Source organism: Streptomyces sp. NPDC043738, from assembly GCF_056436545.1.
Genome location: NZ_JBWKCJ010000005.1, coordinates 1 through 15,143 on the forward strand (window position 1 = coordinate 1; position 15,143 = coordinate 15,143).

The 15,143-nt window shown below is 74.1% G+C and carries 12 protein-coding genes; 3 read left to right on the top strand and 9 right to left on the bottom strand.

Going from position 1 to position 15,143, the window contains the following annotated elements:
- Positions 1-621: 621 nt before the first annotated feature.
- The 9 genes from AC0680_RS09160 to rimP all read right to left on the bottom strand — a co-directional run bounded on the left by AC0680_RS09160 (position 622) and on the right by rimP (position 12,742).
- The gene (locus AC0680_RS09160) at positions 622-1,572 is read right to left on the bottom strand and encodes a bifunctional riboflavin kinase/FAD synthetase (RefSeq protein WP_478626233.1); all 951 of its coding nucleotides are present in this window, start codon (positions 1,570-1,572) and stop codon (positions 622-624) included.
- A gap of 172 nt (positions 1,573-1,744) precedes the next feature.
- Positions 1,745-5,407 carry a hypothetical protein gene (locus AC0680_RS09165; protein ID WP_478626234.1) on the bottom strand — a complete coding sequence of 1,221 codons (3,663 nt, stop codon included), beginning with the start codon at positions 5,405-5,407 and terminating at the stop codon, positions 1,745-1,747.
- Between the two features lie 232 nt (positions 5,408-5,639).
- On the bottom strand, positions 5,640-6,569 hold the full coding sequence (truB, locus tag AC0680_RS09170; protein ID WP_478626235.1) for a tRNA pseudouridine(55) synthase TruB: 930 nt from the start codon (positions 6,567-6,569) through the stop codon (positions 5,640-5,642).
- On the bottom strand, positions 6,566-7,021 hold the full coding sequence (gene rbfA / locus AC0680_RS09175) for a 30S ribosome-binding factor RbfA (protein WP_042149527.1): 456 nt from the start codon (positions 7,019-7,021) through the stop codon (positions 6,566-6,568). The genes truB and rbfA overlap by 4 nt, the downstream gene beginning before the upstream one ends.
- 66 nt (positions 7,022-7,087) lie before the next feature.
- Positions 7,088-7,381 carry a DUF503 domain-containing protein gene (locus AC0680_RS09180; RefSeq protein ID WP_362834049.1) on the bottom strand — a complete coding sequence of 98 codons (294 nt, stop codon included), beginning with the start codon at positions 7,379-7,381 and terminating at the stop codon, positions 7,088-7,090.
- Positions 7,382-7,507: 126 nt separating this feature from the next.
- On the bottom strand, positions 7,508-10,591 hold the full coding sequence (gene infB, locus AC0680_RS09185) for a translation initiation factor IF-2 (protein ID WP_478626238.1): 3,084 nt from the start codon (positions 10,589-10,591) through the stop codon (positions 7,508-7,510).
- A 176-nt stretch (positions 10,592-10,767) separates the two neighbouring features.
- Complete coding sequence (locus tag AC0680_RS09190; RefSeq protein ID WP_399150864.1) at positions 10,768-11,046, bottom strand: YlxR family protein; 279 nt, start codon at positions 11,044-11,046, stop codon at positions 10,768-10,770.
- Between the two features lie 140 nt (positions 11,047-11,186).
- Positions 11,187-12,188 (bottom strand): transcription termination factor NusA, encoded by a 1,002-nt coding sequence (gene nusA / locus AC0680_RS09195; protein WP_393493694.1) that lies wholly within the window; start codon positions 12,186-12,188, stop codon positions 11,187-11,189.
- Positions 12,189-12,190: 2 nt separating this feature from the next.
- Positions 12,191-12,742: a ribosome maturation factor RimP gene (gene rimP, locus AC0680_RS09200; protein ID WP_478626242.1), complete on the bottom strand. Its 552-nt coding sequence runs from the start codon at positions 12,740-12,742 to the stop codon at positions 12,191-12,193.
- A 160-nt stretch (positions 12,743-12,902) separates the two neighbouring features.
- On the opposite strand from rimP, the gene AC0680_RS09205 reads away from it, so the two are divergent.
- The 3 genes from AC0680_RS09205 to AC0680_RS09215 all read left to right on the top strand — a co-directional run bounded on the left by AC0680_RS09205 (position 12,903) and on the right by AC0680_RS09215 (position 15,021).
- Positions 12,903-13,406, top strand: a complete 504-nt coding sequence (locus AC0680_RS09205) for a hypothetical protein (RefSeq protein ID WP_478626681.1) — start codon at positions 12,903-12,905, stop codon at positions 13,404-13,406.
- Between the two features lie 58 nt (positions 13,407-13,464).
- A complete protein-coding gene (locus AC0680_RS09210; protein WP_478626243.1) occupies positions 13,465-13,989 on the top strand; it encodes a DUF4439 domain-containing protein in 525 nt (174 codons plus the stop codon).
- A gap of 120 nt (positions 13,990-14,109) precedes the next feature.
- On the top strand, positions 14,110-15,021 hold the full coding sequence (locus AC0680_RS09215) for an aminoglycoside phosphotransferase family protein (protein ID WP_478626245.1): 912 nt from the start codon (positions 14,110-14,112) through the stop codon (positions 15,019-15,021).
- Positions 15,022-15,143: the final 122 nt, after the last annotated feature.

A 15,143-nucleotide genomic window follows, 5' to 3' on the forward strand; every position in this document is an offset into this window, starting at 1 on the left:
AGCGGAAGAAGACACCCGTCCCGGCGGGGTTATGTCCGGGGAGAGGGCGAGAGACCCCCCCCCCCCCACCCCCCCCCCCCCCCCGCCCCGTATCGCGGCAGATCCCGTATCGCGGCAGATCCGCGTCGCGTCAGATCCGTATCGCGGCAGATCCGTGTCGCGGCAGATCGTGTCGCGGCAGACCTCGCATCGCGTCACACCACGTCATGCGCCGTACCCCGTCATGCGCCGTACCCCGGCATACGTCGAACGAGCGAACCGGTGTCGGCCGAACTCCGCCTGGAACCGGCCGAGTTGGCACCAGGAGAGCGAGCGGGGTACGAGCTTCAGGCGCGCGACCGCACCGCGACTGCGCCGCGACTGCACCACTACACCCGCCCACCCCCCTGTAAGGGGGGTGGGCGGAGGGGAAAAGAACACGCGGGGAAGAACACGCGGGGAAGAACCCTGGGGGGAAGAACCCGCGGGGAAGAACCCGGGAAAAGGAACCGGAACGGGAAAGGAACCGGAACGGGAAAGGAACCCCCAGGAAAGCCCACCCAGGAACTGAACCCCCAGCAAGAGAACACCCAGCCAGGGGTATCAGTGCCCCCTCAGTCCACCGCGCTCAGTCCACCGCGCTCAGTCCACCGCCGCCGCGATCAGCCCCCGGGCCAGCTTCACATCGACCGCCATCCGCTCCAGCAGGGCGTCGAGCGTGTCGAACTTCTCCTGGCCGCGGATGTAGGCGAGGAAGTCCACCCCGACGTGCAGTCCGTACAGGTCCAGGCCGACGCGGTCGATGGCGTACGCCTCGACCGTGCGCTCCTTGCCGTCGAACTGCGGGTTGGTGCCCACCGAGACGGCCGCCGGCATCGCCTCGCCCTCGACCTGCAGCAGGCCCGCGTAGACGCCGTCGGCCGGGATCGCGGTGTGCGGCAGGGTCTCCACGTTGGCGGTCGGGAAGCCCAGTTCACGGCCGCGCTGGGCGCCGCGCACGACGACGCCCTCGACGCGGTGCGGCCGCCCCAGGACCTCCATCGCACCGGCCACGTCGCCCTCGGCGACCAGCCCCCGGGCGAGCGTGGAGGAGAACGGCTTGCCGCCGCCCGCCGCGCCGCTCTCGTAGAGGTCGATGACCTCCACCGTGTAGTCGTAGGTGGTGCCGAGTTCGGCGAGGGTGTCGACGTTGCCGGTCGCCTTGTGCCCGAAGCGGAAGTTGGGGCCCTCGACGACGATCTGCGCATGCAGCTTGTCGACCAGCACCTTGGCCACGAAGTCGGCGGGCGCCAGCTTCGAGAACTCCTTGGTGAACGGCAGGACCAGCACCGCGTCCACGCCCAAGTCGGCCATCAGCTCCGCACGCCGGTGGTGCGGCGCGAGCAGCGGCGGGTGGGTGCCGGGCCGCACGACCTCGCTCGGGTGCGGGTCGAAGGTGACGACCACCGCCGGGATCCCCAGCTCGCGGGCCCGCTCGACGGCCTTCCCGATGATCAATTGGTGGCCGCGGTGCACTCCGTCGTACGAGCCGATGGTGACGACGCTGCGCCCCCAGCCCTCGGGGATGTCCTCCAAGCCACGCCAGCGCTGCACTGTGCCCGCTCCTCGCCCGAACTCTTGGTCAGTCCTGTGCGCCATGTCGGCATGGCGCAGGTCTAAGACTGCCATGCCGCGGGTGGTGCTTCGTGCGAAGGGTGGCCCAGCGGCCGTCCGCCGGACCCGTGGGTAGCGGACCATGGCATTCCGATTCCCGTCGGGACACCGGTCAGCCGGGCGCCGCCGCGAGCGTCGCCCGGGCGCCCGGCCCCACCACCCCGGCCCACTCCCCCGGCTCGGCCGCGACCCAGTGCCGGACCCGCCGTGCGAAGCCGGGCACCCGGCGCCCCAGCTCCACCAGATGCCGCTCGAAGCGGGCCGCCCCCTCCGGCGTACGGACCAGCAGCGTCCCGGTGCGGTGCACCAGCTCCCGGGTGCGGGCCTCCGGCCGTCGCTCCGCGCCCTCGGCGGCCGCCCGCAGCAGCGCCTCCAGTACGCGGGTGTCCGGCTCGTCCTCCGCGTGCCCGGCGCCCGCGGCCGTGCCCGACGCCTCCCGCGCCAGCAGCACCTCCAGCAGGTCGCGGCGCAGCGGGGCGGAGTCCGGGGAGCCCGGCTCGGCCAGGACGGCGGCGAGTGCGCAGCGCACCGGCGCGGGGTGGCCGGTCAGCAGCTCCACGGCGAGCGGGCCGAGCGCGGCGCGGGCGGCCGGTCCGCGTTCGAGCCGGTGGGCGACGAACGCGGCGACCGGCTGCGCGGCGCGGTCCGGGCACTGACCGGCGTAGGCGCGGACCAGGGCGGCGACGCGGCCGGCGAGCTCCGGCTCGTCGAGGCCGGCCAGCATCCGCAGCAGCGCCGCCGCCACCGGTGGGCCCGCTCCGTCGACCAGCCGGGCGCGGAAGGCGGCCAGCACCGTTTCCGGATGATCGGCGAGGGCGCCGGTGAAGGCCGTCGGCGGCAGCTGCGGATCGCCCGCGACGAAACGGGCCAGCGCCCGGTCCAGGAACCACGGGCGGGTCACCGGATCGCCCACCAGCAGGGCGAGCGCGGAGCCGTGGTGGGCCTCGTCGGCGGCCCGGGACAGCAGGCGCAGAGCGGCCTGGCGCAGCATCGCGCGGTCGGCCTCGGCGGTGGCGTACGGAGCCACCCGCAGCCCGTAGGACACGGCGGCGAGGCGGCGCGCGGGGCGCTGGTCGTGCGCCCAGCGGCCGACGGCCCGGCACAGCGCCGACGGCTCGTCCTCGGCGAGCGCGTCCAGCAGTTCGTCGCCCTTGGGGTGCGCGGCCGTCACCAGCGCCTCCAGGAGCGCGTCGAGCGCCCCCCGGCGATGGGTGTGCAGCAGGGCCTGGGCGGCCACGGCGACGGTGATCTCGCGGGGAACGGCGCGCACGGGGCGGTCCCGGCCCGTCGCCGCCGCGCCGGGGCGGGGCAGCGGGCGGGTGTCGTCGAACCAGGCGCACAGCAGGGGCTGGACGCGCCGGGGGCGGGCCCGCAGCAGGTCGGCCGCGGCGTCGAGGAAGCGCGCCGGCCGCGGGTCGGCGGGCTCTTCGGGCGGTGCCTCCTCGGCGGTCTCCCCGGGGGCCGGGTGGACACGCACCCGGGGCGGCTGGGCGAAGGGGTGGCGTCCGGCGGGCGGGCAGGCGCCTGACGTCCGGCCCGCCCCGGCCGGTGGCCCGTCGGCCGGGAGCAGGCGGCGCAGCAGATCCATCCGGTCCTCCTCCGCCAGCACCAGCCGGGCCCAGAACCACGGGCTGAACGCCGTCAGGCCCGTACGGTCGAAGCCGCCCGCCCTCAGGGACCGTTCGGTGATCCGGTCGGCGAGCAGCCGCAGCACGCCGGTGTACGGCGTGGCGTCGGGCGCCCGGAGCAGTGCCCCGGCCAGGACCTGGGCAGCCCAGCGGCGGCCGTCCGCGGCCTGCCCGGCGACCGGTTGGGGGGCGGTGGCGATCCGCACCAACTCCGCCAGGCGGAAGGCGAGTTGTACCGTTCCCCGGCGCCGGGCGAGCAGCAGCAGGGCCTCGACGGCCGGTCCGATGCGGTGCCCGCCGGGGACGGGCAGCAGCTCGACGTCCGCGTGGGCGCCCTGCAGCCACTCCGCGAACTCCTCGTGGGCGAAGCGGTATCCGGGGCCGGCCGGGACCAGCAGCCCCTCTGCCAGCACCGCGGCGGCCCATCCCGCCTCCCGGGGAAAGATCTCCTCGAAGCACTCCGGCTCCAGCGCGCCCGGCCCGGAGCCGAGGCAGCGGCGGGCCGCCTCGTGCACCTGGCCGGCGACCCGGGCGGCCAGGCGGCGCACGGCGGTGCCGCGCGGCCCCGGCCGGTGCGCGGCCGCGATCCGTACGGCGATCCGCAGGCACACCAGGTCCAGATAGGCGTCGAAGATCTGGTGCCGGTCGGGGGCGCCGTCGGCGGCCGGCCCGGCCGCGTCGCCCTTGGGGAGCGCGGCCCGGACCTCCGCGAGCAGCCGCAGGGTCAGCGGGTGCCGGGCGTCCGGCGCGGCCGGTGCGCCGGGCGGCAGCCCGTACAGGCCGCGGGCGCGCTCCGCCGCCCGCCCGGGAAGGTCGCCGATCCCCGCGCAGGCGGGCAGCGCGGGCACCGGATGGCGCGGCTGGTGCAGCAGACCGGGCGGGAAGAGCGCACCGGCCCGCTCCCAGTGCTCGGGGCGGCAGGCGATGACCAGCCGCACACCGGCCGTGCGCAGCCAGTCGGCCGTCGCGGCGGTCCATGCGGCCAGCCGCTCGTGCTGCGCCAGCTGCTGCGGCATCTCCTCGGGCCCGTCGAGGAGCACCAGCAGCGGGCGGCCGGACGCGGCCGCCAGGTGGGCGAGCGCGTCGGGGGTGGTGCCCTCCGGGTCGCCGGCCGTACGGCCCGAGGCGGCCAGGGTCCGGCCCGCGGAGCGCAGCGCCCGCTCCACCGCGCTGCGTACGCCGTCGTCGTCGGCCCGCAGCTCCGCGCCGCGCAGCCGGACGGTCGGGGCCGCCTCCGGGCCCGCCGCGCGGCTGGCGGCGAGCCGGGCCAGCTCCGTGCTCCGCCCGGTCCCCGGGTCCCCCACCAGCGCCAGCACCCGCGCCCCGGCGGCCTTGTCGCCCTCGAGGAAGTGCGCGAACTCGGCCCGTACGTCGGGCCGTTCCACCGGTTCGCGCCACTGGCGCGGCCGCTCCGCGGTGTCCGTGCAGATCCCGGTGAGCCGCAGCGCGCCGGCCGGGTTCAGCTCGTCGCCGTACGCGGGAACGGTCGCCGCGTTGCGGGCCAGCAGCGCGGCGAGCGCCCCCCGGGGTGCGGCCTCGGCGACCGCGCGCAGCCCGATCGCGAAACCGTCCGCCCGGCGCCCGCTGTGCAGCGCGGTGCCCAGTACGCCGAGGACGACGCCGGTGCGGGCGTCCAGCACCGGCCCGCCGACCGCCGGACCGCCCAGGCGCAACGCCTCCCGGCCGCCCGCGCACAGGCTCAACTCCAGGGTGTCGTCGAGGAGATGGACCCGGTCCGCGGCCGTGTACGCCACCCCCTCGCCGGGTCCCACGACCGTGCCGTCCAGCCAGCCGCCCGCCCAGAGCCGGGCGCGGGTGCCCGCGGCCGGGCGGCGGGTGGCGATGGGCAGCGGCGCGAGGCGGTGCTGCCGGAAGCCTTCGGTCCGTACGAGGGCGAGGCCGGTCTCCGGGAGGGAGGTGATGGCGCCGGGCTCCACCGGGCGGGCCCATCCGGCGGTGGTGCCGGTGGCCGTGGCGGTGGAGCGCATCATGGGCTGCAGCAGCAGCCGCTGCGCCCCGTCCACCGCCTCGTGGCTGGTGACGACCGTGCCGTCGTGGTCCGCGAGGAACCCCGTACCGCGCGTCCGACCTGCCAGGTCGCGGATGCGCACCAGTGCCATGTCCGCATCGGCGGCCAGCAACGCCATTGCCGATTCCTCCTGCCCGGTCCCGTACCCCGACGGTAGGCAGGCGGTGATCGTCTCGGCAGGGCGCGCTGTGAACGCGCCCCCGTCCGCGCCTTGATTCACTCCGAGCGCCTGGCCGAATGAGTGAATGGGCCGGACGCCCTGGATAGAGATCAAGCGGAGGGGGATGGTGGAGCGCGGGCCGGTGCTCCGTGCCTGTCCGGACGGCCCGCGTTCCACCACCATCCCCTGGCTAGACGGCGAACACCGCCAGGCTCTTGGCCTTGCCGCCCTGGTTCTCCACCAGCGCCAGGAACCGCCCGTCCGGCCCGAAGGCCGCGACGGGGCCGTCGCCCTCGAAACGGGGCATGGCGATCCGCGCGCCGTTCAGCAGCAGCCGGGCCTGCGGCTCGGTGACGTCCCAGCGGGTGAACGCCGCGTCGGCGGCCTCGCCGAGCGGCATGATCGGCAGCCCGCCGCCCTCGGGGTCGTCCACGGCGGCCTGCAACTGCTCCAGGGTGCGCGCCCGGTCCAGCTTGTACGGGCCGACCCGGGTGCGGCGCAGCGCGGTCAGATGCCCGCCGACACCCAGCCCGGCGCCCAGGTCGCGGGCCAGGGCGCGGATGTAGGTGCCCGAGGAGCATTCGACGGAGACCAGCAGATCGGTCACCGGGGTGCCGTCGTCGGCCTCGGTCTCGTGCGCGGAGTGCACCACGAACGAGGAGACGGTCACCGGACGGGCCGGGATCTCCACGTCCTCGCCCTCGCGGACCCGCGAGTAGGACCGCTTGCCGTTGATCTTGATGGCGCTGACCTTCGACGGGACCTGCATGATCGCGCCGGACAGCCGGGCGACCCCGGCGTCGATGTCGTCGCGGGCGATGCCGTGCGCCGCCTTCGACGCCGTGATCTCGCCCTCGGCGTCATCGGTGACCGTGGCCTGGCCCAGCCGGATCGTGCCGACGTACTCCTTCTCCGTCAGCGCGAGGTGCCCGAGCAGCTTGGTGGCCCGCTCCAGGCCCAGGACGAGGACGCCGGTGGCCATCGGGTCGAGGGTGCCGGCATGCCCGACCCGGCGGGTGCGGGCCATACCGCGCATCTTCGCCACGACGTCGTGCGAAGTGAAGCCGGCCGGCTTGTCGACGATGACAAGACCGCCCGGCTTGTTGCTCTCACGCTTCATTCTGCCGCGGTGCCCTCGTCGTCCTCGTCCTCGCCCGGCTTGCGGTACGGGTCGGCCTCGCCGGCGTACTGGGCGCCCGAGGAGACCTCGCGCACCTTGGCGTCCGAGGCCCGCGCCTTGTCGAGCAGGTCCTCGATCGTCTTGGCGTTCTCCGGCAGGGCGTCCGCCACGAACGCCAGGGTCGGCGTGAACTTCGTACCGGCCGCGGCGCCGACCGCGGAGCGCAGGATGCCCTTGGCGCTCTCCAGTCCGGCGGCGGCACTGGCGCGGTCCTCGTCGTCGCCGTAGACCGTGTAGAAGACCGTAGCCTCCCGCAGGTCGCCGGTGACCCGGGTGTCCGTGATGGTCACGTGCGAACCGAGCCGCGGGTCCTTGATTCCGCGCTGCAGCTTCTGGGCGACCACCTCCCGGATGAGGTCCGCCAGCTTCTTCGCCCGCGCATTGTCGGCCACTGGTCCGTCTCCTTCTTGTCTTTCACAATTGTGCTTCCACCGGCGGCGACGTGCCCCGCCATCGGGTCAGTCGTCATCGCCGTGCAGCCGCCGGCGTACCGACAGCAGCTCCACTTCGGGCCGTGCGGCGACCAGGCGCTCGCAGCGGTCCATGACATCGGTGAGGTGCCCGGCGTCCCCAGAGACCACCGCCAGGCCGATCGTCGCCCTGCGGTGCAGATCCTGGTCCCCGACCTCCGCCACGCTCACCGCGTACTTGCGGTGCAGCTCGGCGACGATCGGGCGGACGACGGAGCGCTTCTCCTTGAGCGACCGTACGTCGCCGAGAAGCAGGTCGAAGGACAGCGTCCCTACGTACATGCAAGACGGGTCAAGCCACCCGTGGGGCCTTAGGTGTACGTGTCATTTCGAACCGTACACGCAACGGCCGGGGCCGATCGACGGAGTTTACGCTCCGCCGACCGGCCCCAGTCGATCGCTGCGTGATCAGCCGCGCGGCTTCTCCCGCATCTCGTAGGTCGCGATGACGTCGTCGACCTTGATGTCGTTGAAGTTTCCGAGGTTGATACCGCCCTCGAAGCCTTCGCGGATCTCGGTGACGTCGTCCTTGAAGCGACGCAGACCCTGGATGTTGAGGTCCTCCGCGACCACCTTGCCGTCGCGGATGAGGCGCGCCTTGGTGTTGCGCTTGACCTCGCCGGAGCGGATGAGCACACCCGCGATGTTGCCGAGCTTGGACGAGCGGAAGATCTCGCGGATCTCGGCCGTACCGAGCTCGACCTCCTCGTACTCCGGCTTGAGCATGCCCTTGAGGGCCGCCTCGATCTCCTCGATCGCCTGGTAGATGACCGAGTAGTAGCGGACGTCGACGCCCTCGCGCTCGGCCATCTGCGTGGCGCGGCCCTCGGCCCGCACGTTGAAGCCGATGACGATCGCGTCGGAGCCGGACGCCAGGTTGATGTCCGTCTCGGTGACCGCACCGACGCCGCGGTGCAGCACCCGGATGTCGACCTCCTCGCCGACGTCGAGCTGGAGCAGGGAGGACTCCAGGGCCTCGACGGAACCAGAAGCGTCACCCTTGATGATGAGGTTGAGCTGCTGGACCTCGCCGGCCTTGAGCACCTTGTCCAGGTCCTCGAGCGAGACACGGCGCGTGCGCTTGGCGAAGGCCGCGTTCCGCTCGCGGGCGGCGCGCTTCTCGGCGATCTGACGGGCCGTACGGTCCTCGTCGACGACCAGGAAGTTGTCGCCGGCGCCCGGGACGTTGGTCAGACCCAGGACCAGGACGGGGGTCGAGGGACCCGCTTCCTCGACGTTGTTGCCCTTGTCGTCGAACATCGCGCGGACTCGGCCGTAGGCGTCGCCGGCGACCATCGTGTCACCCACGCGCAGCGTGCCGCGCTGGACGAGGACGGTGGCCACGGCGCCGCGGCCGCGGTCGAGGTGCGCCTCGATCGCGAGACCCTGCGCGTCCTGCTCGGCGTTGGCCCGCAGGTCGAGCGCGGCGTCCGCGGTCAGGACCACGGCCTCCAGCAGCGAGTCGATGTGCAGACCCTGCTTGGCGGAGATGTCGACGAACATGGTGTCGCCGCCGTACTCCTCGGCCACCAGGCCGTACTCGGTCAGCTGACCGCGCACCTTGGTCGGGTCGGCACCCTCGACGTCGATCTTGTTGACCGCGACCACGATCGGCACGTCGGCCGCCTTGGCGTGGTTGAGGGCCTCGATCGTCTGCGGCATGACACCGTCGTTGGCCGCCACCACGAGGATCGCGATGTCGGTCGACTTGGCACCACGGGCACGCATGGCGGTGAACGCCTCGTGACCGGGGGTGTCGATGAAGGTGATGCGCCGCTCTTCGTCGTTGACCTCGGTCGCGACCTGGTAGGCACCGATGTGCTGGGTGATGCCGCCGGCCTCGCCCGCGATGACGTTCGTCTTGCGGATGGCGTCGAGCAGTCGGGTCTTACCGTGGTCGACGTGACCCATGACGGTCACCACCGGCGGACGGGAGACGAGCATCTCCTCGCCGCCCTCGTTCTCGCCGAACTCGATGTCGAAGGACTCGAGCAGCTCGCGGTCCTCCTCCTCCGGGCTGACGATCTCGACGACGTAGTTCATCTCGTCGGCGAGCAGCTGCAGCGTCTCGTCGGAGACCGACTGGGTCGCGGTGACCATCTCGCCCAGGTTCAGCATGACCTGGACCAGCGACGCCGGGTTGGCGTTGATCTTCTCCGCGAAGTCCGTCAGCGAGGCACCGCGCGACAGGCGAACCGTCGCACCGTTGCCGCGCGGCAGCATGATGCCGCCGACCGACGGGGCCTGCATGGCCTCGTACTCCTGACGGCGCTGCCGCTTCGACTTGCGGCCACGACGCGCCGGACCGCCGGGACGGCCGAACGCACCCTGCGTGCCGCCACGGCCACCGGGGCCGCCGGGACGACCGCCGAAGCCGGGACGACCGCCGCCGAAGCCACCGCCGCCACCGGGACCGCCGCCACCGGGACGACCGGCGAAGCCGCCGCCGGCACCACCGGGACGACCGCCGCCGCCACCGGGACGACCGGCGAAGCCGCCGCCACCGGGACGACCGCCGCCACCGGGACGACCGGCGCCGCCGGGACCGCGACCGCCGCCACCGGGGCCCGGACGCGGGCCGGCAGCCGGACGCTGCGGCATCATGCCCGGGTTCGGGCGGTTACCGCCGCCGGGACGCGGGCCGGCGCCACCGCCGGGAGCCGCACCCTGCGGACGGGGCATGCCACCGGGCGTCGGACGCGCGCCGCCCTGGCCCTGGGGACGGGGACCACCCTGGCCGCCGCCCTGCGGACGCGGGCCGCCGGGGCCGCCCTGGCCGCCGGGACGCGGGGCGCCACCGGGACGGGGAGCCTGCGGACGGGCCATGCCCGTGGAGCCGCTGGAGGTGAAGGGGTTGTTGCCCGGACGGGGTCCGGACGGACGTCCGCCGGGACGCGGGGCGGGACGCTCGGCGCCGGGGCGCGGAGCGTTGCCACGGCCCTGACCGCCCTGACCGGACGCCGGACGGGCCGGACGCGGGCCGGGGGTGCCCGGGCGGGGAGCCGACGAACCGGCGGCGGGAGCGGCCGGCGCGGACGGCGGAGCCTGGAACTCGGGCTGCGCGGGGGCGGCCGGAGCGGGCTTGGGTGCCGCGGGGCGCGCCGGGGTGGGGCGCGGGCCCGGGGTGGGGCCGGCGGCGGGAGTGCTCTTGGGGGCCGCGGGGGCCTGTGCCGCCTCGGAGACGGCGGGGGCCGGAGCCGCGGGGCCCGGCTTGGGGGCGCCCGGCTTCGGGGCAGCAGGACGTGCCGCCTGCGCCGGAGAGGGCGCCGACGGCTTCGCGGGGGCCGACTTGCGCGGCGCCGCGGGCTTACCGGCGGAGCGGCCACTGCCGCTGCCTGCCTGGAAAGCGTCGGTCAACTTGCGAACAACCGGCGCCTCGATCGTCGAGGACGCCGAACGGACGAATTCACCAAGTTCTTGGAGCTTGGCCATGACGACCTTGCTCTCAACGCCGAACTCCTTGGCGAGTTCGTATACCCGGACCTTAGCCACTTCGCTCCTTTTAGGTCCGGGGTGTCCACCGGACCGTCGCTACTTCATGGGCGTACTCATCGCGTACTCATCGAGTGCTCATCGCAATCTCGACCTACTTCCGACTCGCGAGGTACCTGACCGCACGGTTTTCCGTGCGCTGTGCGTTTCTTGCCGTGCGTTATGCAGTGGCGGCTTCAACCGGCGCCCCGTTCGAGGAACCGACGCAGATCCGTCGTGTCGAACGGTCCCGGGCCCTTGAAGGCCCGGGGGAACGCCCGGCGGCGAACCGCCAGGTCGAGGCAGACCAGTGTCGGGTGCACATAGGCACCCCGGCCGGGCAGCGTACCGCGAGGATCGGGGGCACACTCACCCTCGATCTGCACGATGCGCAGCAGATCGCCCTTGGCCGCTCGCTCCCGGCATCCCAGACATGTGCGCTCAGGGCATGCGCGGGCATGCGTCCGGCCAGACACTGCTTAAGTCTACCTCCCCGCGCCGACCCGACCCCTATGGGGTAAAGGACCGACCGCTGCTCAGAATTCCCGGCCGAGCGCCGCGGCACCACCGATTTTCCCGGAGGGCCGCGGGCGCGGGCCGGCTACCGCCGGTGGTGTCAGTGCTGCGGTGCGTGCTGCTCGGTGTCCGGACGGATGTCGATCCGCCAGCCGGTCAGCCGGGCGGCAAGCCGGGCATTCTGCCCTTCCTTGCCGATGGCCAGTGACAGCTGGTAGTCGGGGACGGTGACCCGGGCGGAGCGCGCCGCCAGGTCCACGACCTCGACCTTGCTGACCCGGGCCGGCGACAGCGCGTTGGCGACCAGCTCGGCCGGGTCGTCCGACCAGTCCACGATGTCGATCTTCTCGCCGTGCAGCTCGGCCATCACGGCGCGCACCCGTCCGCCCATCGGCCCGATGCACGCGCCCTTGGCGTTGAGGCCCGAACGGGTGGACCGAACGGCGATCTTCGTACGGTGTCCGGCCTCACGGGCGATGGCGGCGATCTCCACCGAACCGTCCGCGATCTCCGGCACCTCCATGGCGAAGAGCTTCTTCACCAGATTGGGGTGCGTACGCGAGAGCGTCACGGACGGCCCGCGCACTCCCTTGACCACCCGGACGACGTACGACCGCAGCCGGGTGCCGTGTGCGTAGTCCTCGCCGGGGACCTGCTCCTGCACCGGCAGGATGGCCTCCAGGCGGCCGATGTCGACCAGGACGTTCTTGGGGTCCTTGCCCTGCTGGACGACGCCGGTGACGACATCGCCCTCCCGCCCGGCGTACTCGCCGAAGGTGATCTCCTCCTCGGCGTCCCGCAGGCGCTGCAGGATGACCTGCTTGGCGGTGGTCGCCGCGATCCGCCCGAAGCCCGAGGGGGTGTCGTCGAACTCGCGCGGCTCGGCGCCCTCCTCCAGGTCCGCGATGTCCTCGGCGTTCTCCTTCGCCCACACCGTCACATGGCCGGTGCTGCGGTCCAGCTCCACCCGCGCCCGCCGGCGGCTGCCCTCGGTGCGGTGGTACGCGATGAGGAGGGCCGACTCGATCGCCTCGACCAGCAGGTCGAACGAGATCTCCTTCTCCCGCACCAGACCCCGCAGGGCACTCATGTCGATATCCACGGCTACGCCTCCTCCTTGTTCTCGTCGATCTTCTCGTCGTGCCGCACGTCGCGCTTGTCGGTCTTCTCGGACTTGCGGCTGAATTCCAGCTCCACGCGAGCCTTGACGATCTCGTCGAAGGAGACCCGGCGCGCGGTCGGCTTGCGTCCCTTGACCCCCGGCACCTCGAGGTCGAGTCCCTCGTCGTCCACGGCGGTGATCCGGGCCACCAGCTCCCCGGCCCCTGCCGCGTCGGCCAGTTGGGCCTTGATGAGGCGGCCGACGGCGCGGCGGTAGTGCCGCAGCTCGGTCAGCGGCCGGTCGGCGCCCGGTGAGGTGACCTCGAGGGTGTACGGCGCGCCGCCCATCGCGTCGGAGTCGTCCAGGACCTGGGAGACCTCGCGGCTGAGCTCGGCGCACTCGTCCAGCTGGACGCCCTCGTCGGAATCGACCACGATCCTCAGCACCCGCCGCTTGCCTGCCGGTGTCACCTCGATCTCTTCCAGATCCAGGTCTCGCGCGGCGACGAGCGGTTCAAGCAATCCGCGCAGCCTCTCGCTCTGGGTCGTGCTCATCCGGGTGACTCCTCGGCCGCGTGTGCTGTTGTGGGTAGGTCGCGTGTCGGGTCAAAGCCTATCGGTTCCGGCGGGGTACTGACGATTCGGTGGGTCGTCACGGATACTCTCGCCTGCGGTGATCACGACGGAAGACCCCGGGAAGTGCAACGTGCCGAAAGTGGCGCTCACGCGCAGATGGACCCTGCTGGCCGGCGCCGCCCTCGGGGGCGCCGCGCTGCTGACCGGCTGCGCCGAGGACGACGGCCCCGACCGTGCCGAACACTCCTCGGCCGCCGACCGGCTGCGCGAGCGCTCCGCCCGCGACAGCACGGCGCTGCTCGCGCGCTACGACGCGACGCTCACCGCGCACCCCGCACTGGAGGAGCGGCTGCGCCCGCTGCGCTCCGAAGTGGCCCGGCACGCCCGGGCGTTCACCGACGACGGCGCCGCCCCCTCCCCCAGCGCCTCGCCCTCCCGGGGCCCGGCGCACGAGGTGGCCGCGCCCTCGGTGCCCGAGGACGAGCAGGCCGCGCGAAGCGCACTCGCCGACGCGGAGCGCAGGCTCGCCGACGCCCGGGCCAAGGACCTGCTCGCCGCACCGCCCGAGCTGGCCCGGCTGCTGGCCTCGGTGGCCGCGTCCGGCGCGGCCCACGCGTACCTGCTGACGGACCCGGCCGGATGACGGACTCCGGCACGGCGGCATCGGCACCACGGACAGTGACCAGCGAAGGGGCGTACGCATGAACGCGGCAGCGGGACGCGGCAGACCGGAACACCGAAACGACGACGAACGCGACGAGCGGGACGAGCTGACGGCCGTGCAGGCGGCGCTGGCCGCCGAGCACGCGGCGGTCTACGGCTACGGCGTGGTCGGCGGCCGGATCACCGCCGACCGGCGCAAGGAGGCCCTGGCGGCGTACGACGCCCATCGGGCGCGCCGGGACGCACTGCACCGCGAGGTGCGCGCACTGGGCGGCGCCCCGCGCGCCGCGGCCGCCGCCTACGCGCTGCCCTTCCCGGTGCCCGACGCGGCCGCCGCGGTCCGGCTGGCGGCGGAGCTGGAGGACCGGCTGGCCGCCGTCTACGCGGATCTGGTGCGGGCCGGCGGCCGGGCCAGGCGCCGGGAGGCGGCCGCCGCACTGCGCGAGGCGGCGGTGCGGTCGGCGCGCTGGCGCGGCGGCGGCGTAGCCTTCCCTGGGCTCGTGGAGCGGGCCGCGGCCGCGGCTCCGTCCGGCTCCGCGAGCGCCTCCACGGGCGCACTGTGAACGACCGGCGGTCTCAGCGCCCTTTCCGACCCTGACCATCGGACAGGCCCTGAACCCAGGACGACGTGCGGGGCCGTCGCAGGATGCTGCGATCGCCCCGATGGAAGGGACAGCTCAAGCATGGCAACGGCACCCATCGAACCGCCGCAGCGGTTGGTGAGTTCGCTGAGCGGCGATCCGGACAGCCCCGCACAGCGGTGGCTCCGGGCGCTGCCGACGCTGGTTCAGCAGCGGCTGGACGCCTGGGAGCTGACGCTGGAACGGGTGCACGCCCCCGGTGGCCGCAGCAGCCTCCTGGCGCTCGTACGGCAGCAGGACGGCACCCCCGCGGCGCTGAAGTTCCCGGTGCCGGGCCGGCGGTCCGCGCACGAGGCGGCCGCGCTGGAGATCTGGGACGGCTGGGGCGCCGTACGCCTGCTGCGGTCCGACGAGGAGAGCGGCGCACTGCTGCTGGAGCGGCTGCAGAGCGCGGTCTCGCTGCGCTCGCTGCCCGAGGCCAAGGCGCTGCTGGAGGCGGCCGGCACGGTCCGCCGCCTGTGGGTGGCGCCCGGGACCGACCACCCCTTCGAGACGCTCGCCGGCCGTGCCGAGGAGGCGGTGGAGGCGCTGCGCACGGCCGGGGCGCTCGCCCGGTCGGCCGGTCCACTGGTCGAGGAGGCACAGGAGCTCGGGCGCACCCTGCCGGCCGGCTCCGACGAACGGTTCCTGCTGCACGGCGCCTTCCGGCAGGGCAAGGTGCTGGCCGGCGAGCGGGCGCCGTGGCTGGCGATCGGGCCGGCCCCGGTGGTGGGCGAGCGGGCCTACGACCTGGCGGCGCTGGTGCTGGACCGCTTCGAGGACGTGATGGCCGGCTCCGGCGCGACCGCCGCGGTCCGCCGCCGGGTCGGCAAGCTGGCCGACTCCCTGGAGGTGGACCGGGAGCGGTTGCGCCACTGGACGCTGTACCGCGCGGTGGACGCGGGCGTCCGGGAGGTCGCGGTGGGCGACCGCCGGCGGGGCGAACTGCTGCTGGAGTTCGCCGCCTGGCTGTAGGCGCGGGCGAATGCGGGGCAGGGGGGGGGGGGGGGGGGGGGGGGGGGGGGGGGGGGGGGGGGGGGATGGGGGGGGGGGGGGGGGGGGGGGGGGGGGGGGGGGGGGGGGGGGGGGGGGGTTGG